Raw genomic sequence first — 19,654 nt, forward strand, 5'->3', positions numbered from 1 at the left:
GCCCTCGCCGCGGGTCCAACACTACGCCCGGCTGGTCCGCCGCGACGCCCGGCCGATGCGGCCGCCTCAGCGGCCGAGCATCTTCTGGAGCGCCGCCATCTCCTCCTCGGAGGGCGCGCCCTGCGCACCGGCGCCGCCGAGGCCGAAGCCCGAGCCGGCCGGCGCGTTCGAGGCGCCCGCGGGGACCTGGCCGGACGCGATCGCCGCGTTCTCGGCGGCGCGCTTCGCCGGGTTGCCCGAGCGCGAACCGCCGGACTTCCGCTTGTTCTTCGCCGACTGGCGCTTGCCGCCGCCGTGGCCGCCGCCGCCCGGGATCGGGCCCATGCCGGGGATCTGCGGCACGCCGCCGCGCGCGACGGTCTTCATCATCTTCGCGGCCTGCTCGAAGCGCTGCACGAGCTGGTTCACGTCGGTGACCGTCATGCCCGATCCCTTCGCGATGCGGAGGCGACGCGAGCCGTTCAGGAGCTTGGTGTTCTTGCGCTCGGCGGGCGTCATCGACTGGATGATCGCCTCGGTGCGCACGATCTCGCGCTCGTCGAAGTTCTCGAGCTGCTGCTTCATGCCGCCCGCACCGGGGAGCATGCCGAGCATCTTCTTGATCGAGCCCGCGCCGCGGAGCTGCTGCATCTGCGCGAGGAAGTCCTCGAGCGTGAACTGCTCGGAGGCGATCTTCTCGGCGACCTTCATCGCCTCCTCCTCGTCGAAGGCCTGCTGGGCCTGCTCGATGAGGGTGAGGATGTCGCCGAGGTCGAGGATGCGGCTCGCCATGCGGTCGGGGTGGAACGGCTCGAAGTCGTCGAGCGTCTCACCCGTCGACGCGAAGATGATCGGACGCCCGGTGACGGATGCCACGGAGAGCGCGGCACCGCCGCGCGCGTCGCCGTCGAGCTTGGAGAGCACGACGCCCGTGAAGTCGACGCCGTCCTGGAAGGCCTTCGCGGTCGTGACCGCGTCCTGGCCGATCATGGCGTCGATGACGAAGAGGACCTCGTCGGGGTTCGTGGCCTTGCGGATGTCGGCGGCCTGCTTCATCATCTCGGCGTCGACGCCGAGGCGGCCCGCCGTGTCGATGATCACGACGTCGTGCTGGGCGCGCTGCGCCTGCGCGATGGCGTCCTTCGCGACGCGGACCGGGTCGCCCACGCCGTTGCCGGGCTCCGGGGCGAAGACCGTCACGCCGGCCTGGTCGCCCACGACCTGGAGCTGGTTCACGGCATTCGGGCGCTGGAGGTCGGCAGCCACGAGCATGGGCGTGTGGCCGTCCTTCTTCAGCCACTTCGCGAGCTTGCCGGCGAGGGTCGTCTTCCCGGCGCCCTGGAGGCCGGCGAGCATGATGACGGTCGGCGGGGTCTTCGCGAACTGCAGTCGCCGCTGCTGGCCCCCGAGGATGCCGACGAGCTCCTCGTTGACGATCTGCACGACCTGCTGCGCGGGATTCAGGGCTCGGTTCACCTCGTCGCCGAGCGCGCGCTCGCGAACCGTCGCCGTGAACGACTTGACGACGTCGAGCGAGACGTCGGCGTCGAGCAGCGCGCGCCGGATCTCGCGGACGGTGCCGTCGACGTCGGAGGCGGAGAGCTTGCCCTTCGTGCGGAGGTTCTTGAACGTCTCGGTGAGACGGTCGGAGAGGGTGCCGAACGTAGCCATGATGCCCTCAAGTGTAGAGGGCGACGCCGCGGCATCCGCCCCGAGGTCGCTCCGCAGGTCGGCGGGCTCAGCCCTCGAAGCGCACGTCGACGACCTCGCGCTCGAGGTCGATGGACGCGACGAGCCGCTCGTCGGTGTCCTCCGGCGCGAGCCCGTACTCGAACTCGGCGAAGGCGTCGCCCGGCTCGTCGGCGTCGGGTCGGAGGTCGACCCGGATCAGCGACATCGAGCGCAGCGCGTCGATCTGGCGGTCGCCCGAGTCGCGGCCGATCGCCGCCTCGACCTCCTCGGCCTGCTCGAGGTCCGGGTCGAGCACGGTCCCGAGGAACCGCGTCACGGGCGACGAGCCCGAGTCGAGCTGCGTGACGAACGCCGACCGGAGCTCGTCGTCGACGAGCTCGAGTTCGCCGACGAGGGTGGCCGCGACATCCAGGGCCGCGAGCGACACGGTGTCGGCCTCCGCGTCGAGGACGACCTCGACGCGCTGGTCGCCGTACTCGACGTCCTCCGACCAGTAGTCGCCGACGAGTCCGAAGTAGTCGTGTTCCATCGACATCCGCTCTTCTCCCCTCTCAGCCGACGAGCTGCTGTGCGAACACGTGCGGCGTGAAGCCCGTGAGGTCGCCGATGCGCTCGCCCTGCCCGATGAGCTTGATCGGCAGCCCCGTCTTCTCCTGGACTGCGATGACGAACCCGCCCTTGGCCGAGCCGTCGAGCTTGGTGAGCACGAGGCCCGTGACGCCGCCGTGCTGGATGAACGCCTCGGCCTGCGCGAGCCCGTTCTGTCCGGTCGTCGCGTCGAGCACGAGGAGCACCTCGCTGATCGGCGCCTGCTTCTCGACCACGCGCCGGATCTTGCCCAGCTCGTCCATGAGCCCGCCCTTGGTGTGCAGCCGGCCGGCGGTGTCGATGATCACCATCTCGGTCCCGGTGCGCTTGGCGTAGTCGACCGTCTGGAAGGCCACGGACGCCGGGTCCTGGCCCTCGCGCTCGGGTCGGACGACCTGCGCGCCCGCGCGCTCGGCCCAGGTCGCGAGCTGGTCGACCGCCGCCGCGCGGAACGTGTCGGCGGCGCCGACGACCACGCTCCGGCCGTAGTTGCCGAGGAACTTCGCGAACTTGCCGATCGTGGTCGTCTTGCCGACGCCGTTCACCCCGACGACGAGCACGACCGCGGGTCGCTCGGTGAGCTTCAGCGTGGGGTCGTACTTCGCCAGCCGCTCCTCGATCAGCTCGCGCAGCATCCGCTGCACGTCGCGCGGGTCGGTCGTCTTGTACCGCTCGACCTGCGCCTTGATCGACTCGACGATCTCCTCGGTGACCGTCGGCCCGAAGTCGGCGCGGATCAGCGCGGACTCGAGGTCGTCCCACGTGTCCTCGTCGATCGTCCTCGCGCCGAACACGTTGCGGAGGGCCGATCCGAGCGACCACGATGCGCGTTCCACCATGCCTCCCAGCCTACGGCCGCCGGATGCCGCGGCTCGCCGCCGCGGCCGCGCCGTCGCCTCGCGGCCGCGCGATACCGGCCGACCGCGGGGGTCGCAAGGCCTTGCCGCTCCGAGGTCGCCGCGAGAGCATCGGCTCGGACGGAAGGAGATCCCCCATGCCCCTCGTCGGATTCCACGCATCGCACGAGCAGATCCCGCCGAGCGCCCTCCTGGGCGACGTCGTGCAGGCCGAGCAGGCCGGCTTCGACGCCGCGATGTGCAGCGACCACTGGGCGCCGTGGAGCGTCAGGCAGGGCCACTCGGGCTACGCCTGGTCGTGGCTCGCGGCCGCGCTGCAGGCGACCTCCTTCTCGCTCGGCGTCGTCACGGCGCCCGGCCAGCGCTACCACCCCGCAGTCGCGGCGCAGAAGATCGCGACCCTCGGCGAGATGTACCCGGGCCGGTTCTGGGCCGCCATCGGCAGCGGCGAGGCGATCAACGAGCACATCACGGGCGACCCGTGGCCCGACAAGGACACGCGCGACCGCCGGCTCGCCGAGACCATCGACGTCATGCGCCGACTCCTCGCCGGCGAGACGGTCACGCACGAGGGCACCGTCAGCGTGCACGAGGCGCGGCTGTGGACGCGGCCCGACGAGGCGCCGCCGCTCATGGCCGCCGCCGTGAGCACCGAGACCGCCGCCGAGACCGCCGAGTGGGCCGGCGGCCTGATCACGGTCGACCAGGACCGGAGCGCGCTCCGCGACGTCATGGACGCCTACCGCGGCGCCGGGGGCCGAGGGCCGATCTGCGTGCAGGTGCACCTCAGCTGGGCGCCGACCGACGACGAGGCCGTCGCGATCGCCCACGACCAGTGGCGCCAGAGCCTCGTCCCCGCCCACCTCGCGTGGGAGCTGGAGAGCCCCGAGGCGTTCGACGAGCGCACTGCGAACGCCGCGCCGTCCGACGTCGCCGAGACGCTCCTCGCCTCGTCGGACACGTCGCGCCACCTCGACGCGCTGCTCGAACTCGCCGAAATCGGCGTCGACCGCGTCTACCTGCACCACGTCGGGCAGGAGCAGCGCGGGTTCATCGATGCGTTCGGAGAGCACGTGCTGCCCGAGCTCCAGGCCGCCGGCGTGCCCGCCGGGACGGCGAGCTGAGCCGATGCGCGCGACCGCCCGCGGCGACCTGTGGTGGAAGACCGCCGTCGTCTACTGCCTCGACGTCGAGACGTTCATGGACTGGAACGACGACGGCTCCGGCGACTTCGAGGGGCTCGCGAATCGCCTCGACCACCTCGCCGAACTCGGCGTGACGTGCATCTGGCTGATGCCGTTCCAGCCGTCGCCCGACCAGGACGACGGCTACGACATCGTCGACTTCTTCGGCGTCGACCCGCGTCTCGGGTCGCTCGGCGACGTCGTCGCGTTCACGCGTGCGGCGAGGGATCGCGGCATCCGGGTCATCATGGACCTGGTCATGAACCACACGTCGGACCGGCACCCGTGGTTCCAGTCGGCCAAGCGCGGCCGCAACGCGCCCTTCCGCGACTTCTACGTGTGGCGTGACGAGATCCCGCCGAACCCGCCTGCCAGCGTCTTCCCTGGCGAGGAGGACGGCGTCTGGGAGTGGCACGAGCCGACCGGTCAGTACTACCTGCACACCTTCTACCGCCACCAGCCCGACCTCAACATCGCGAACCCCGAGGTCCGCGACGAGATCGCGAAGACGATCGGGTTCTGGCTGCAGCTCGGGTTCTCGGGCTTCCGCGTCGATGCCGTGCCGTTCCTCATCGAGCCGCCCGACGGCGAGGACGTCGGCGACCCGCACGAGCTGATGCGCGACCTCCGGCGCTACCTGGAGCGGCGCTCGAGCGAGGCGATCCTGCTCGGCGAGGTGAACCTGCCCTACGAGCAGCAGCTCGAGTACTTCGGTCGCGAGGGCGACCCGGCCGAGCTCACCCTGCAGTTCGACTTCGAGGCGATGCAACGGCTCTACCTGTCGTTGGCGAGGCAGGATGCCACGCCGCTCCGCGACACGCTCGCCCGCCGCCCGCAGCTCGAGCCGGAGAAGCAGTGGGCGAACTTCGTGCGCAACCACGACGAGCTCACCCTCGACAAGCTCTCGGACGAGGAGCGTGCGGAGGTGTTCGAGGCGTTCGCGCCCGAGGACTGGATGCGCGTGTACGGGCGCGGCATCGTGCGGCGCCTGCCGACCATGATGGAGGGCGACCCCCGCCGCATCCGGATGGCCTACAGCCTGCTGTTCTCGCTGCCCGGCACCCCGGTGCTCTTCTACGGCGAGGAGATCGGCATGGGCGAGAACGGCGAGCAGGACAAGCGCCAGGCGGTGCGGACGCCGATGCAGTGGACCGGCGAGAAGAACGGCGGATTCTCGCGGGCGGCCGCGAGCCGGCTCGCCGCGTCGCCGCCCGCCGACGGCTACGCGCCCGAGCACGTCAGCGTCGAGGCGCAGATGCACGATCCCGACTCGCTGCTCGCGACCATCCGGGCCTTCTCCACGCGGTACCGGAGCTCGCCCGAGATCGGCTGGGGGCGCTTCGAGCTGCTGGACGTCGGCGAGCCGGCGGTGCTCGCCCACCGCATCACCGAGGATCACCTGCGGTTCGTGGCGCTGCACAACTTCGCGCCCCGGCCGGTGCGCGTCACCGTCGACCTCGGAGAGGTTCCGGACGGCGCGGTGCTCTCCGACCTGTTCGCCGTCGACGCCGACGAGATCGACGAGCGCGGTCGCGTCGACGTCGAGCTCGACGCCTACGGGTACCGCTGGTTCCGAGTGCTCGCACCTGGGGATCGACGACTGACCTGACCTGACCGGTCGGCGCAGCCGCGGTGGTCAGCTGGCCTTCGCCTCGAGTTCCTCGCGGACGCGCTGGCCGACCACGGCCGAGACGCCGTCCTGCCGCATGGAGACGCCGTACAGCGCGTCCGCGATCTCCATCGTGCGCTTCTGGTGCGTGATGACGATGAGCTGGCTCGCCTCGCGCAGGTCCTCGAAGGTCGTGAGGAGGCGCCCGAGGTTCGCGTCGTCGAGGGCCGCCTCGACCTCGTCCATGATGTAGAACGGGCTCGGGCGCGCCTTGAAGATCGCCATGAGGAGCGCGACGGCCGCGAGCGAGCGTTCGCCACCGGAGAGCAGCGAGAGGCGCTCGATCTTCTTGCCCGCGGGCTTCACGCTCACCTCGATGCCCGTGGAGAGCAGGTCGTCGGGGTTCGTCAGCGCGATGCGACCCTCGCCGCCGGGGAACAGCACCGGGAACACCTCGGCGAACGCCGCTCGCGTGTCCTCGAACGCGGAGCGGAAGATCGACTCCATGCGTCCGTCGATCTCCTCGATGATCGTGAGCAGGTCCTTGCGGGTGTTCGCGAGGTCGGTGAGCTGCTCGGTGAGGAACTGGTGGCGCTGCTCGAGCGCCGCGAACTCCTCGAGCGCGAGCGGGTTGACGCGGCCGAGCTGCGCGAGCTTGCGTTCGGCGGCCTGCAGCCGCTTCTGCTGCTCCGCGCGCACGAACGGACGCGGCTCGGCGTCGGCGTCGTCCTCGTCTGGGATCGGCTGGTCGGGCCCGTACTCGGCGACGAGGACCTCCTCGCCGAGCCCGAGCTCGCTCTCGGCACGCTCGACGAGCGAACCGACGTGGAGCTTCTTCTCGTAGATCCGCAGTTCGAGCCCGTGCACGTCCTCCGTGACCGCCTGCAGGCGTTCGCGCACGGATGCCTCGGCGCGCCGGGCGGCCTGGACCTCCTCGTTGCGGCTCGCGCGCTCGGCCTCGGCAGCGGCGAGGGCGACGCGCGCGTCGGCGACCGACCGGCCGACGGCCGCGAGGACGGGCGGGAGGGCGTCGGCCACGCGCGAGGCGGCCTCCAGCTGGGCGCGGCGGATGACGGCACGGCGCGCGGCCTCCTCGGCGGCACGGGCCTCGGCCTCGTGCTGTCGCTCCATCGCGACGATGCGCGCCTCCTCGGCCCGGACGCGCTCGCGCGCGGTCTCGAGCCGGAGCCGGGCCTCGACCTCGCCCTCGCGAGCGCGTTCGAGTGCGGCGAGCGCGCCGTCGCGCCGGTCGGCCTCGAGCACGGGTCGCGGTTCGGTGCGTGCGGCCTCGAGCTCGCCCCTGGCCGCGGCCGCGGCCTGCTCGGCCTCGGCGATTCGCTCCTCCGCGGTTCGCAGGGCCTCAGCCAGGCGCTCGGTCTCGGCCGCGGCGGCCTCCGCCCGCACGCGGGCGCGGTTCAGCGCCTCGGTACGCTGCGCGAGCTGGGCGTCGAACTCGCGGAGCGCTGCGAGTGCGAGCTTCGACCGTTCCTTCGCGTGCTCGGCGATGCCGCGCTGCTCGTCGAGGTCGAAGCGCGCACGCTCGATCGCGGAACCCACCTCGTCGAGGCGCGCGCTCGCGCGGTCGCGTTCGGCGATGAGCTCGATCCGGCTCTGCGTGCGCCCGGAGCCGCCGTGCACGACGTAGCGGCCGACGACCGTGCCGTCGCGCGTGATCACGGTCGCGGGCCGGCCGAGCGCCAGCACCGCGGGTTCGGCGGCGCGCACGGCGTCGAGGTCGTCGGCGACGAGGACCTCGCCGAGAAGGGCGAGGATCCCGGCGGGCGCGGTGACGACGTCGGCGGCGGGCACGAGTCCGGCCACGGCGAGGCGGTCCTCGGCCCCGACCGGGCCGTCGCCGGCGCCGGGATCGGCGATCGTGAGCGCCACGCGCCCGAGGTCGCCGTCGGTCGCTGCGGCGACCGCCCTGAGCGCCGCGTCGCGGTCGTCCACGAGCACGGACTCGGCCAGCGGGCCGAGCGCGGCGGCGATGGCCGCCTCGTAGCCGGGCTCGACGCGCAGGTGCTCGGCGAGCAGGCCCCGCACGCCGGAGGTGCCCGACGCGGCGAGCGCGGCCGAACCGTCCTTCTGGTCGAGCGCGAGGGACAGCGCGGAGACCCGGGCGCCGAGCGCGTCGCGCTCGCGCTCGCGGTCGTGCAGGGCCTCGCGGAGCTGCTCGATCTCGCCCTCGGCCTCGAACACGGCGGCCTGGGCGAGCTCGTACGCCTCGTCGAGGTCGGTCGCGGAGGCCGGGTCGGCATCGGACTCCGCCTCGACGCGGGCGAGCTCGGCGCCGGCGCTCTCGCGCCGGAGCTGCGCCGCGTCGAGCGCGTTGCGGTGCCGCAGCACCTCGCCGCGCACCGCGGCGAGCTTCGAGGCGGCTGCGTCGGCGCGGCCGGAGAGCTGGGAGGCGCGCAGGTCGTACTCGCTCACGCGCGCCGCCTGCGCGGCGATCTCCTCGTCGATCGCGTCGAGCGCGGCCCGCGCGTCGCGGGTCGTGGCGGTCGCCCGTTCGAGGGCGGATGCCGCGTCGCCGACGCCCGCGCGGATGCCGTCGAGTTCGCTGCGCGCCGCGTCGATGTCGACGAGGGTGACGGTGGGCGCGGCATCCGAGCCCTCGTCGGCGGCGGAGAGCAGCGCGATGCGCTGGCGGGCGAGCGAGTCGAGCGAGCGCAGCCGCGCCTCGGACTGCTCGAGCGCGAAGCTCACGGCCCGCGCGCGGTCGACGTCGTCGCCGCCCTGCGCCTGCTCGAGCCGGTCGATGTGCGCCTGGTGGCGTTCGAGCTCCTGCTGGAGGACGAGCCGCTCGGCATGCCGCTCGTGCTCGGTCTGCCCGGCGGCCTCGAGCGCGCGGCGCAGCTCGACGACCTCGTCGGCGACGAGCCGGGCCTTCGCGTCGCGGACGACGGCGGCGATGCCGGCCGCCTCGCGCGCGACCTCGGCCTGCCGGCCGAGCGGCTTCAGCTGCCGGCGCAGCTCGGCGGCGAGGTCGGTGAGGCGCGTGAGGTTCGCCTGCATGGCGTCGAGCTTGCGGAGCGTCTTCTCCTTGCGGCGACGGTGCTTCAGGATGCCGGCGGCCTCCTCGATGAAGCCGCGGCGGTCCTCGGGGCTGGCGTGCAGCACCTGGTCGAGCTGGCCCTGCCCGACGATGACGTGCATCTCGCGGCCGAGGCCGGAGTCGCTGAGCAGCTCCTGCACGTCGAGGAGGCGGCACTGCTCGCCGTTGATCGCGTACTCGCTGCCGCCGTTGCGGAACAGCGTGCGCGAGATGGTCACCTCGGTGTACTCGATCGGCAGCGCGCCGTCCGAGTTGTCGATCGTGAGGCTGACCTCCGCGCGGCCGAGCGGGCCGCGCGTCGAGGTCCCGGCGAAGATGACGTCCTCCATCTTGCCGCCGCGCAGCGTCTTCGCGCCCTGCTCCCCCATCACCCAGGCGAGCGCGTCGACGACGTTCGACTTGCCGGAGCCGTTCGGGCCGACGATGCACGTGACCCCGGGCTCGAAGGCGAAGGTGGTCGGCTGCGCGAAGGACTTGAAGCCCTTCATGGTGAGGCTCTTGAGGTGCATGTCCCCCCGGATTCCGCGGCGTGATGGTGCTGGTGCCTCGGAAGAGCGTACCCGAGCGGATGCCGCGGGCCCGGCTCCGCACGCCGGGTTCGGGCTGATCGGGCCCGCTTCGGCCCGTCCCCGCGACGCCGGACTGTTCCGCAGGGCGCGATCGCGGGCTAGGCTGGCAGGCTGCCCGCAGCCGAGGGAGGACGCATGGGAGCAGAGGTCCGACCGATCCGGGTGCCTGCCGAACCGGGGGCCGCGGCATCCGACGAACTGGCCGCCTACGCCGCGCTGATCCGTCGACTCGACCTCGAGCGGCTCGGCACGGACGAGCTCGCACGGCCCGTCCGGGAGCTCGCCATGGAATTCGCGGGCGACCCGTACCGGGCGCGCGTGCCACTCGGTGCGTTCGACGGCGACGAGCTCATCGGACTGGCCGAGCTCGAGTGGGAACGCGACGACGACGCGAGGACCGCATACGTCGTGATGCTCGGCGTCGCCCCGGAGCGACGGCTCGAGGGCGTCGGCTCGATGCTCCTCGAGCAGGCCGAACGGATCGTCGCCGAAGCCGGACGCCCCACGCTCGTGCTGTCGGCGGACCACCGTGCCGACCACGTCCCGACCGCCGGCCGCGACGCGGGCGCCCATGCCGACGGCGAGGCGCCGGTGCTGCGCGCCCCCCAGGGCGCGGCCGTGATCGCCGCCGACGACCCCGCCGCCCGGTTCGCCGTGGCGCACGGCTACGCGCTCGGCCAGCTCGACCGGGTCAGCGTGCTCGACGTCGCCGGCCGTGGTGACGAGTTCCGGTCCCGACTGGCCGGCCTTTCGCCATCCGCCCCCTACCGGGTGCGCACCTGGATCGATCGCGCACCCGACGACCTGCTCGACTCGCTCGCCCTCGCGCACGAGCGGATGTCGGTCGACGCGCCGTCGGGCGCGATCGACTACGAGCTCGAGCACTGGGACGCCGATCGGGTGCGCGACGACGAACGGCGCACGCTCGCGATGGGGCGCACCACGTCGACCGCCGCGGCGATCGCCGCCGACGGCACGGTCGCCGGCTTCACCGTGCTCTCGCTGCTCGCCGACTCCCCGGCCGTCGAGCAGTGGGACACCATCGTGCTCGCGGCGCACCGCGGTCACCGTCTGGGCATGCGACTGAAGCTCGAGAACCTCCTCCTGCTCGAGCAGACGGATGCCTCGCGCGAGCGCGTCTACACCTGGAACGCCGACGAGAATGAGCACATGCTCGGCATCAACATCGACCTGGGTTTCCGCCCGTTCGCCCTCGAGTCGGTCTGGCAGCGTCCGTGAGCGCCGCCGCGTCCCCGAGCGACCCGGGCGTCCTCCGGCCGATCCGGGCGCCCGACCGTGTCGGCATCCCCGAGTCGGCGGACCTCGAGGCGTACGCCGACCTCGCCCGTCGGATCCAGGTCGAGACGATCGGCACCGACGAGTTCAGCTACTCGGCGGCCGAGCTCGCGGTGCTCGGCGGCAACCCGTACCTCGAACGGCGCCGGTTCGGGATCTTCGACGGCGGCCGGCTCGTCGCCGCCGCCGCGGCGTGGTGGGAACGCGAGCAGGCCGACGGCGCGCCCATGATCACCATGGTCGGCGTCGACCCCACCCACCGGCGCCGCGGCCTCGGCGGGCGGGTGCTCGACGCGATCGAGGCCGCCGCCCACGACGTCGGGCGCACCACGACCCTCCTCATTTCGGAGCACCGGACCGACGACGGCGCCGGCGAGCGGGTGCGGCCGCCGCAGGGCTCGGCCTCGCTCCCCGCCGACGCACCGTCCGTCCGGTTCGCGCGCTCGCGCGGGTACGAGCTCGGCCAGCTGCTCGTCGCGAGCGCCCTCCCCGTCGCCGGGCGCGGCCGGCACTTCCGCGAGCTCGCCGAGCAGGCCGAACGGTCCGACGGGTACCGGCTCGAGCGCTGGCGCGATCGCACGCCCGACGAGCACCTCGAGGCGTTCGCCGCGGCCCGGTCGCAGATGGTCGCCGAGGCGCCCAGCGGCGCGGTCGACTTCCCCGACGAGCACTGGGACGCCGCCCGCGTGCGCGACGAGGAGTCGCGTGCCGTCGCCGCAGGGCGCACGCACCTCACGGTCGCGGCGATCGCGCCCCGCGGCGAGGTCGCCGGGTTCACCATCCTCACCCTCGCACCCGGCAAGCGCGGCGCGTACCAGGACGACACGCTCGTCCTCGGCCCGCACCGCGGGAACGGGCTCGGCATGCGGTTGAAGCTGGCGAACCTCGTCGAGCTGTCGGACGCCGCACCGGCGCGCACCGACGTCTACACCTGGAACGCCGACGAGAACGGGCCCATGCTGGCCATCAACCGGGAGCTGGGGTTCCGCCCGCACTCGATCCAGGCGACGTGGCAGCGCGGCTGACGCCGACGGGCGCGGTGCGACGCAGCCGTTGGCAGCGCGGGCACCGGTGCGACGAGCGGTTCATGAACGCCTCGCGCACGATCGGCGTCCCGCACCGCGGGCAGGGCCGGCCCGTCCGCCCGTAGGCGTTCAGCGAGTGCGCGAAGTACCCCGACGCGCCGTTCACGTTGACGTACTGCGCGTCGAAGCTCGTGCCGCCCTCGGCGAGCGCCCTCTGCAGCACCGCGCGCACCGCTGCGAGCAGGTCTCGCACGCGACGCCGGCCGAGGCTCGACGCGGGCTGATCGCCGTGCATGCGGACCGCCCAGAGCGCCTCGTCGGCGTAGATGTTGCCGATCCCCGAGGCGACGCCCTGGTCGAGGAGCACGCGCTTGACGCCCGCGGCCCGTCGGGACAGCGCCGCGACGAACGCGCCGTCGTCGAATGCGGGGTCGAGCGGGTCGCGCGCGATGTGCGCCACCTGGGACGGGATCGAGCGCGCCCACGGCCCGCCGACCTCGGCGGAGTAGCCGGCGACCTCGCCGTCGGCCGTGGGCAGCATGCGGTCGATCGCCATCGACCCGAAGATGCGCTGGTCGACGAAGTCGACGCGCAGCTCGCCGTGCCCCGGGTGGTCGAGGTGCAGCCGGATCCTCGCGTGTCGGTCGTCGCCGGGGTGGTCGGGGGTGCGCAGCAGCAGCTGCCCGCTCATGCCGAGGTGACCGACGAGCGCTGTGCCGCTCGCGAGCGGCATCCACAGGAACTTCCCGCGCCGCACGGCGGCCTCGATGCGCTCGCCGGTGAGCAGCGTCTCGAAGTCGCCGGATGCCGCCTCGTGGCGCTTCAGCGACCGGGCGTCGACCACCTCGACGGCGGCGACGCGAGCGCCCGTGACCGCCGGAGCGAGTCCGGCACGGACGACCTCGACCTCGGGAAGCTCGGGCACGTCAGCGAGCGTTCAGCGTGGTCCACGCCTCGAGCGCCGCGGCCATCTCGGCCTGCTTCTTGCTCGAGCCCTCACCCGACGCGGACACGAGGCCGCCGACCGTGACGGTCGCGACGAAGTGCTTGCTGTGATCGGGACCGCTCTCGCTCACCGTGTACACCGGTGCCGGGGCACCGCGACGCGCGGCGATCTCCTGCAGGCTCGTCTTCGGGTCCATCGCGGCGCCGAACCGGTCGGGGTCGCGCATGAGCGGGGTGATGAGCCGCAGCACGAGATCGGTCGCGACCTCGCCGCCGCGCGACAGGTAGACCGCTCCGATGACGGCCTCGACGGTGTCGGCGAGGATCGACGGCTTGTCGGCGCCGCCGGTCATCGTCTCGCCGCGGCCGAGCCGGATGTACGGTCCGAGCCCGATGGTCCGAGCGACCTCGGCGAGGGCGACGCTCGAGACGAGGCTCGCCCGCCGCTTGGCCAGCTCGCCCTCGTCGAGCTCGGGGTGGTCGGTGAACAGCTTGACGGTCACCGCCTGCCCGAGGATCGAGTCGCCGAGGAACTCCAGGCGCTCGTTGGTCGGGATGCCGCCGTTCTCGTACGCGAACGACCGGTGCGTGAGGGCGAGGAGCAGGAGATCGGGGTCGAGCTCGACTCGCAGCGTGCGCTGCAATCGGACGAGCTCATCCGCCCCGGTGTCCGTGCGCTCGACGCGCCTCACGACCGGTCGTTCGTCGTTCACGGCCGACTTAGACGTCGGCGACCTTGCGGCCCTTGTACTCGAGGAAGAGCGGGGTGCCCGCCGAGTCCTCGACCACGCGTGCGCGGTGCGGGAGGCTGTAGGTGACCTTGCCGTTCTCGACGGTCTTGACGAGCGTGGGGGCCTCGGCCTTCCACTGCGAACGGCGCGCGTGGGTGTTGGCGCGTGACTTCTTCCGCTTGGGAACAGCCATGACTCTCTCTCAATCTCTCTGCAGGTCGGCGTCGGATGCGTGATCCGCGCCCTCGTCTTCGGAAGCCGTGAACCCCGCGAGCGCAGCCCAACGCGGGTCGTGCTCGACGGGGGTGACGAGTTCCGGATGTTCGGCCAGACGCTGTCCGGTCTCGGGGTCGAGGCCGGGGCAGTCGGGCCGGCACACCGGCTGGAAGGGCAGTGCCAGCACTACCGCATCTCGGATGAGCGGTTCAAGATCCACGTGGTCGTCTTGAACCTCATACTCGAAAGCTTCTCCGGAATGATACGCGAAAAGCTCCTGGAACTCGACTCGGAGGGGCAGCGCGATGTCGATGAGGCATCGGCCGCACTCGCCCTCGGCGGTCGCGTCGACCTCGGCGGTCGCGAGGATGCCCTCGTGGACGGACTCGAGGCGCACGTCGACGGCGAGCTCGGAGCCGGGCCTGATGGAGACGAGTCCCTCGCCCAGTTGCTCGGGCGCGGGGACGTCGAGCTGCTGCTCGCGCATCTCGCCGGGACGGTTGACGAGGTCGCGCACGTTGATGCTGAAGGGGGAATGCTGGACGGCCACGAAGGACGATCCTACTCGCCGGGCGGTGCGGGGCGTCCGAGTGCGACCCGCGCGGACGGGCGGAGCGACGCCGGGAGCAGCACGGCACCGAGACGGCGAGCGGATGACGCTCCGTCGCGGAGCGCGTCGGACGCCGCCGCGAGATCGGCGAGGAGCGCCGCGCGGCGCGCGTGCTCGACGGCATCCACCTCGCCGCCCGTCGGTGCCGCGGCGGCCGCCCCGAGCCTCGCCGTGCCGGGACTCGCTCCACCCGAGCCCGCTCCGCGCACCCGGCCGTAGCGTTCGCGTTCCACGGCGTCGCGCACGCGCTCGAGCGCCGCGAGCGCGTCGGTGCGTTCGCCGGGTGGCGAGTCGGGGTCCGCGGCGAACCCGGGCCGCGCCGCGAGCTCCGCCGTCAGCCCGCGCACGGTCCGCCGCGGATCGACGGGAAGGCCGAGGTCCACGGCGGTCGCGAGCAGCTCCCGCCACGCGGCATCCGCCGGCCGGTCGCCGGACCGGACCCGGCCGCGACGGCCGACCCGGACGCCCGCTCGGACCATGGCGGGCAGGAGCAGCACGAGCGCGACCGCCAGTCCGATCATCGCGAGTTGGGCGGTCTGCTCGCCCACCGACCGCGCGGCGGCGCCGTCGCCGAGCGCCCGGTCCGGGTCGCCCTCGGGGCGCCCGGTCGCGCCCGGCGTCGCCGCCGGGCCGGTCGGGACCACGCCGGGGGTGTCCTGGCCGGCGTTCGGCCGCGTGTAGTCGGGGACGCTCCCCCGGCCCGGCGTCGGCTCGAACGGCACCCAGCCGACGCCCTCGAAGTAGAGCTCGGGCCAAGCGTGCAGGTCGTGCGAGTCGACCTCGATCACGACCTCGCCGTCGACCCGGCCGTCGCCGGGCGTGCCCGAGGTGTACCCGATGGAGATCCGGGACGGGATGCCGACCTCTCGGGCCATCACGGCCATCGTCGAGGCGAAGTGCACGCAGTAGCCCGCGCGCTGGTCGAGGAAGGCGGCGATCGACTCGAAGCCCCCGCCGTCGTATCCCTCGGCGACCGGGGCGCTCTCCGAGTACTCGAATTCCGAGCCGCGCAGGTACGCCTGGATGGCGACGGCCGCGTCGTACCGCGTCGCCGCCGACGCCGTGACCGAGGCGGCCGTCTCGGTGATGATCGGCGGCAGGTCGTCGGGCAGGCGTCGCGTCGTCTCGGCGACGGCGTCGGCCGGCGCGGCGCGTGCCGAGCGCAGCTGCGCGACGTCCGGCTGCACGTCGAGATGGGTGAGGCGGTACTGCTGCCCCATCGTGGTCGAGTCGACGCTGCGCACGTTGAGCGTGCCCTGGTCCCAGAACCACGAACCGGTGACACCGCTGACCTCGCTCGAGGGGTACGGCACGGGCAGCCACGCCGTGCGCACCTGGTCGACCTGCACGGCGATCGGCTTCGGCTCCACGAGCACGTCGTCGGCGAGCCCGTCGGGGCCGGGCAGCGTGCCGAGCGTGTGGTCGCCGTCGACGGCCCGTTCGCTCGCCGACCACACCTGCCCCTCGAGCCGCTCCACGGTGAGCAGGGTGAAGTACGGGCGCTCGCCCTCGGGTGAGACGTACGAGAACGCCGGCACCGGCTCCGGCCGCCGCAGGTCGCGACCGAGGTCGACGTAGGGGCTCACGCCGCGCGCGAAGAGCGTGGCCGGCCCGCCGGTGCCGACCAGGAAGCTGGTGCTGACGCTCGGCGTCGCCGCCGCGATGACGGATGCCGCGACGAGGCCGATCGCGGCGAGGCCGAGCGACGCGCCCATCGTCGACACGATCGGCGCGCGCCTCGGCGCGCTGACGACGGGCGCGTCGTCGCGGTCGTCCTCCTGGAGGAGTTCGGCGGCGCGGCGCACGCGCACGTCGACGCGGAGCAGGAGCAGGTAGGCGGCGGCCGTGAGGACGATCGCAGGAGCCTCGGCGCCGTCGGCCACGAACAGTCCGGGAACGAGCACGGGCACGAGCATCGGGATGGCGGCGAGCGCGGGCACCCGGACGGTCTGCACCAGCAGGTCGAGGAAGACGGCGATGAGGCCGACGCCCACGGCGATGGCGAACACGAGCGCGGGAACGGGGACCGCGGGCACCGACTGCTGCTCGATGGTCCGGCGCGCACCCTCGGTGAGCTCGCCGAAGACGGCGAACGTGTCGGGGGTCGGGATGATCAGCGCGATGCTCGTCGCACCGCCGAAGAGCAGCGTGAGCGCGAGCAGCATCGCGACGAGCTCGAGCGGCGGCACGAGCGACGGCGGCGTGCGGATGGCGCGGAGCGCCGCGCCGCCGCCGATGACCGCGAGGGCGACGACGGCGCCGGCCCACCACCATCCGCTGCTCGCGATGAGCGGCCCGAGCGCGGTCGTCGCGACGAGCAGGAGCAGCAGGCTCGCCCCGGACAGCGCGAGCGACTGCGCGCGGGTCAGCGGAAGGCGGTCAGGCCCCATGGCGCCCTCCCGTCCGAACGGCCTCGCGCGCCGACCGCCAGGCCTCCTGCCACGCGGCGGGGAGGTCCACGGCCCGGCGGACCCGGATCACGCGCCAGTCGGCCTCCTCGAGGCGCTCCACGATGCGTGCGGAGACGCTCTCGGCCGCGAAGGCGACCGCGGGCTCGACGGAGGCGCGGAGCGCGACGAGCGTCTCGGCGGCGTCGCCCGAGGGGTCGATCAGCACCGCGATCGCCGGCATCCGCATGTCGCGACGTGCCGACGTCGGCGGGGCGACCGGATGGCGCCGTGGTTCGCGCGGCTCGCCGCGCGCGGTCTCGCGGCGCGGCGGCTCGAGCCGAGCCAGGTCCTCGAGGAGCGACACGTCGCCGCCCGACGCGCGGTAGCCGCCGGCTTCGGCCGCGATCGGCTCGACCTGCGCCGCGGGATCCTCGATCGGGTCCAGCCGGACCCGGAACCCGCGCGAGAGCAGGTGGACCCCGAGCGACGCGGCGAGCTCGACGCCGAGTTCGAACGCCGGGTCGAGCGCGTCGGCCGCGTCGCGGGAGCCGCCGGGGTGCGAGGCCCGCCCGCCGAGCGCGGTGTCGAGCAGGATCCGCAGCTCGGGGTCGCCCCGCTGCTCCTCGTCGCGGACCATCAGCTCGCCGCGGCGGGCGGTCGCCGCCCAGTGCACGCGGCGCAGCGGGTCGCCGTAGCGGTACTCCCGGGCGATGAGCTCGTCGCTGTTCGGCCGGGTGCGGCGCTGCAGCGCGTGCACCGTGCCGTCGACGCTCGCGAGCAGCCCGACGGCGGGCTCGAGCGGCGTGACGCGCGGCGTGACGACGAGGTCCCGTGCTCCGCCCGCGACACGATCGATCCGTGCGAGCCCGAACGGGTCGGTCACCGAGATCCGGAGCGGTCCGACGTCGAACACGCCGCGGCGCGGCGTCCGGAGCCGGTACTCGAGCCCGACGGTGTCGTCGCCCGACGGCAGCAGCCCCTCGGTCCGGCCGACGGCCGGCAGGATCGCTTCGGGCGGTGGGCGCAGGGCGGGCGAGGAGAGGTCGCGCCAGTGCGCGCCGTCGAACGCGCGCCGGCTGCGGTTGTGCACGCGCAGCCGGACGGTCGTCGAGTGCCCCGCGCCGACGACCGGGGGCTCGAACGTGCGGTGCACGGCGAGCCGGGGCGGCCGCGCGGCGAGGAAGCCGAGTGCGGCCAGCGGCATGGCGATGCCGACGGCGGCGAGCAGCAGGATGTCGCGGAGGTCGAACCAGAGCGCGACGCCGAACAGGATGCCGCCCACGACCATGAGCGAGATCCCTCGCGGGGTGAGGCGAGGACGCGCCTGGTGCCGCACGCGGCCGGCCCGCGACATCCGGATCACTCCCTCCGGGCGCTGCCGACCGGCACCGGCGTCTCGGCGAGGATCCGGCGCACGATCTGGTCGATGAGCGGACCGCCGTCGTGGTCGTGCCCGCCGACCGCGCGACTGGTCGGCACGAGGCGGTGTGCGAGCACGGGCACGGCGAGCGCGTCGACGTCGTCGGGCAGCACGAAGTCGCGCCCGTGCATGGCGGCGTGCGCCTTCGCGGCGCGGACGAGCTGGAGCGTGGCGCGCGGGCTCGCCCCGAGTCGCAGCTGGCGGTCGTCGCGCGTCGCACGCGCCAGCTCGACGGCGTACTCCTTGACCGGCTCGGAGGTGAACACGCGCTGCACGGCCTGGATCATCGCCCGGAGCTCGGCGAGGGCGACCACCGGCTCGAGCGTGTCCAGCGGGCTCGCCGTCTCGCGCTGGGCGAGCATCGCGAGCTCGTCGGCGGTCGCGGGGTAGCCCATCGAGATGCGCGCCATGAACCGGTCGCGCTGCGCCTCGGGCAACGGGTACGTTCCCTCCATCTCGACGGGGTTCTGGGTCGCGACGACCGTGAACGGCTGCTCGAGACGGTACGTCGTGCCGTCGGCCGTGACCTGCCGCTCCTCCATGCACTCGAGGAGCGCCGACTGCGTCTTCGGACTCGCCCGGTTGATCTCGTCGCCGATGACCAGGTTCGCGAACACCGGACCGGGCTTGAACTCGAACCGGCGCGACACCTGGTCGAAGACCGAGACGCCGGTGACGTCGCTCGGCAGGAGGTCGGGCGTGAACTGGATGCGGTTGACCGTGCAGTCGACCGAGCGCGCGAGCGCCTTGGCGAGCATCGTCTTGCCGACGCCGGGGACGTCCTCGATGAGCAGGTGGCCCTCGGCGAGGAGCACGGTGAGGGCGGCGGTCACGGCGTCGCGCTTGCCGCTGATGACCGCCTCGACGTTGCGGACGATGATCGCCGCGCGTTCGCCGACCTCGTCGATCCCCATCGCGGTCACGACGCCCACGGCGCCCTCGGTGTCGCTCACGGTCGCATCGCCCCCTGGAGGTACTCGGCCACGGATCGGGGCACGTACGGCGCGACGTCCCCGCCCAGCGCGGAGACCTGGCGGACGAGGGAGCTCGACACGTGCGCATTCGCCGGATCGGGCAGGAGGAAGACCGTCTCGACGCCCGCGAGGTGCCGGTTCACGATCGCCATCGGCGTCTCGTAGCCGACGTCGACCTGCGACCGGATGCCCTTGACGAGGACCGACGCGCCGACGTCGGTGCAGTAGTCGACGAGCAGGCCCATGCTCCACGAGGCGACGACGATGTCGCCGGGGATGTGCGCGTCGGCGATCGACTGCTCGATGAGCGCGACGCGCTGCGCGATCGGCAGGAGTGCCGACTTGTCGGGGTTGTGCACGACGACGACGTGCAGCTGGTCGTAGAGGCCTGCGGCCCGCTCGATCACGTCGAGGTGGCCGCGCGTGACGGGGTCGAATGATCCTGGGACGACGGCGATCCGCTGCATACGTGCCAGCGTAGTGCGCGATCGGCGCTCCGGGACGGGTGGTCGAG

The 19,654-nt window shown here is 73.3% G+C and carries 16 protein-coding genes; 4 read left to right on the forward strand and 12 right to left on the reverse strand.

Annotation, left to right across the window (positions count from 1 at the left end):
* Positions 1 to 66: 66 nt before the first annotated feature.
* From ffh to ftsY, 3 genes are all read right to left on the reverse strand, one after another.
* Positions 67 to 1,650 carry a signal recognition particle protein gene (ffh, locus tag ACULK2_RS10830; RefSeq protein WP_445967254.1) on the reverse strand — a complete coding sequence of 528 codons (1,584 nt, stop codon included), beginning with the start codon at positions 1,648 to 1,650 and terminating at the stop codon, positions 67 to 69.
* A gap of 67 nt (positions 1,651 to 1,717) precedes the next feature.
* Positions 1,718 to 2,206: a DUF2004 domain-containing protein gene (locus ACULK2_RS10835; RefSeq protein WP_445967255.1), complete on the reverse strand. Its 489-nt coding sequence runs from the start codon at positions 2,204 to 2,206 to the stop codon at positions 1,718 to 1,720.
* Between the two features lie 16 nt (positions 2,207 to 2,222).
* Positions 2,223 to 3,098 carry a signal recognition particle-docking protein FtsY gene (gene ftsY / locus ACULK2_RS10840; protein WP_445967256.1) on the reverse strand — a complete coding sequence of 292 codons (876 nt, stop codon included), beginning with the start codon at positions 3,096 to 3,098 and terminating at the stop codon, positions 2,223 to 2,225.
* Positions 3,099 to 3,253: 155 nt separating this feature from the next.
* On the opposite strand from ftsY, the gene ACULK2_RS10845 reads away from it, so the two are divergent.
* Both ACULK2_RS10845 and ACULK2_RS10850 read left to right on the forward strand, forming a co-directional pair.
* Positions 3,254 to 4,240 carry a TIGR03885 family FMN-dependent LLM class oxidoreductase gene (locus ACULK2_RS10845; protein ID WP_445967257.1) on the forward strand — a complete coding sequence of 329 codons (987 nt, stop codon included), beginning with the start codon at positions 3,254 to 3,256 and terminating at the stop codon, positions 4,238 to 4,240.
* 4 nt (positions 4,241 to 4,244) lie between these two features.
* Positions 4,245 to 5,909, forward strand: coding sequence for an alpha-amylase family protein (locus ACULK2_RS10850; RefSeq protein WP_445967258.1), 1,665 nt, complete (start codon positions 4,245 to 4,247; stop codon positions 5,907 to 5,909).
* A gap of 27 nt (positions 5,910 to 5,936) precedes the next feature.
* On the opposite strand, the gene smc is transcribed toward ACULK2_RS10850, so the two are convergent.
* The gene (gene smc, locus ACULK2_RS10855) at positions 5,937 to 9,473 is read right to left on the reverse strand and encodes a chromosome segregation protein SMC (protein WP_445967259.1); all 3,537 of its coding nucleotides are present in this window, start codon (positions 9,471 to 9,473) and stop codon (positions 5,937 to 5,939) included.
* Positions 9,474 to 9,668: 195 nt separating this feature from the next.
* Here smc and ACULK2_RS10860 point away from each other — a divergent pair, with 195 nt between their 5' ends.
* A complete protein-coding gene (locus ACULK2_RS10860) occupies positions 9,669 to 10,772 on the forward strand; it encodes a GNAT family N-acetyltransferase (protein ID WP_445967260.1) in 1,104 nt (367 codons plus the stop codon).
* Positions 10,769 to 11,854, forward strand: coding sequence for a GNAT family N-acetyltransferase (locus ACULK2_RS10865; RefSeq protein WP_445967261.1), 1,086 nt, complete (start codon positions 10,769 to 10,771; stop codon positions 11,852 to 11,854). Before ACULK2_RS10860 ends, ACULK2_RS10865 begins: the two co-directional genes overlap by 4 nt.
* On the opposite strand, the gene mutM is transcribed toward ACULK2_RS10865, so the two are convergent.
* The 8 genes from mutM to coaD form a co-directional block, all read right to left on the reverse strand.
* The gene (mutM, locus tag ACULK2_RS10870; RefSeq protein WP_445967262.1) at positions 11,796 to 12,779 is read right to left on the reverse strand and encodes a bifunctional DNA-formamidopyrimidine glycosylase/DNA-(apurinic or apyrimidinic site) lyase; all 984 of its coding nucleotides are present in this window, start codon (positions 12,777 to 12,779) and stop codon (positions 11,796 to 11,798) included. The two genes, ACULK2_RS10865 and mutM, sit on opposite strands and share 59 nt — an antisense overlap.
* Before the next feature lies 1 nt (position 12,780).
* A complete protein-coding gene (gene rnc / locus ACULK2_RS10875; RefSeq protein ID WP_445967587.1) occupies positions 12,781 to 13,443 on the reverse strand; it encodes a ribonuclease III in 663 nt (220 codons plus the stop codon).
* Positions 13,444 to 13,519: 76 nt separating this feature from the next.
* The gene (gene rpmF, locus ACULK2_RS10880; protein ID WP_092669520.1) at positions 13,520 to 13,723 is read right to left on the reverse strand and encodes a 50S ribosomal protein L32; all 204 of its coding nucleotides are present in this window, start codon (positions 13,721 to 13,723) and stop codon (positions 13,520 to 13,522) included.
* 9 nt (positions 13,724 to 13,732) lie between these two features.
* The gene (locus tag ACULK2_RS10885) at positions 13,733 to 14,296 is read right to left on the reverse strand and encodes a YceD family protein (protein ID WP_445967263.1); all 564 of its coding nucleotides are present in this window, start codon (positions 14,294 to 14,296) and stop codon (positions 13,733 to 13,735) included.
* 11 nt (positions 14,297 to 14,307) lie between these two features.
* On the reverse strand, positions 14,308 to 16,746 hold the full coding sequence (locus ACULK2_RS10890; RefSeq protein ID WP_445967264.1) for a transglutaminase TgpA family protein: 2,439 nt from the start codon (positions 16,744 to 16,746) through the stop codon (positions 14,308 to 14,310).
* A complete protein-coding gene (locus ACULK2_RS10895; protein ID WP_445967265.1) occupies positions 16,736 to 18,100 on the reverse strand; it encodes a DUF58 domain-containing protein in 1,365 nt (454 codons plus the stop codon). Before ACULK2_RS10895 ends, ACULK2_RS10890 begins: the two co-directional genes overlap by 11 nt.
* A 5-nt stretch (positions 18,101 to 18,105) precedes the next feature.
* Positions 18,106 to 19,080, reverse strand: a complete 975-nt coding sequence (locus ACULK2_RS10900) for an AAA family ATPase (protein WP_445967588.1) — start codon at positions 19,078 to 19,080, stop codon at positions 18,106 to 18,108.
* A 35-nt stretch (positions 19,081 to 19,115) separates the two neighbouring features.
* On the reverse strand, positions 19,116 to 19,607 hold the full coding sequence (gene coaD / locus ACULK2_RS10905; RefSeq protein ID WP_400999166.1) for a pantetheine-phosphate adenylyltransferase: 492 nt from the start codon (positions 19,605 to 19,607) through the stop codon (positions 19,116 to 19,118).
* Positions 19,608 to 19,654: the final 47 nt, after the last annotated feature.

The sequence above is a fragment of the Agromyces molybdatiresistens genome (assembly GCF_052748445.2).

What these genes read in the sequence shown, in the direction of transcription:
- ffh (WP_445967254.1), bottom strand. Translation starts at nt 1,650, where the DNA reads ATGGCTACGTTCGGCACCCTCTCCGACCGTCTCACCGAGACGTTCAAG.
- ACULK2_RS10835 (WP_445967255.1), bottom strand. Translation starts at nt 2,206, where the DNA reads ATGTCGATGGAACACGACTACTTCGGACTCGTCGGCGACTACTGGTCG.
- ftsY (WP_445967256.1), bottom strand. Translation starts at nt 3,098, where the DNA reads ATGGTGGAACGCGCATCGTGGTCGCTCGGATCGGCCCTCCGCAACGTG.
- ACULK2_RS10845 (WP_445967257.1), top strand. Translation starts at nt 3,254, where the DNA reads ATGCCCCTCGTCGGATTCCACGCATCGCACGAGCAGATCCCGCCGAGC.
- ACULK2_RS10850 (WP_445967258.1), top strand. Translation starts at nt 4,245, where the DNA reads ATGCGCGCGACCGCCCGCGGCGACCTGTGGTGGAAGACCGCCGTCGTC.
- smc (WP_445967259.1), bottom strand. Translation starts at nt 9,473, where the DNA reads ATGCACCTCAAGAGCCTCACCATGAAGGGCTTCAAGTCCTTCGCGCAG.
- ACULK2_RS10860 (WP_445967260.1), top strand. Translation starts at nt 9,669, where the DNA reads ATGGGAGCAGAGGTCCGACCGATCCGGGTGCCTGCCGAACCGGGGGCC.
- rpmF (WP_092669520.1), bottom strand. Translation starts at nt 13,723, where the DNA reads ATGGCTGTTCCCAAGCGGAAGAAGTCACGCGCCAACACCCACGCGCGC.
- ACULK2_RS10890 (WP_445967264.1), bottom strand. Translation starts at nt 16,746, where the DNA reads ATGGGGCCTGACCGCCTTCCGCTGACCCGCGCGCAGTCGCTCGCGCTG.
- ACULK2_RS10895 (WP_445967265.1), bottom strand. Translation starts at nt 18,100, where the DNA reads ATGTCGCGGGCCGGCCGCGTGCGGCACCAGGCGCGTCCTCGCCTCACC.
- ACULK2_RS10900 (WP_445967588.1), bottom strand. Translation starts at nt 19,080, where the DNA reads ATGGGGATCGACGAGGTCGGCGAACGCGCGGCGATCATCGTCCGCAAC.
- coaD (WP_400999166.1), bottom strand. Translation starts at nt 19,607, where the DNA reads ATGCAGCGGATCGCCGTCGTCCCAGGATCATTCGACCCCGTCACGCGC.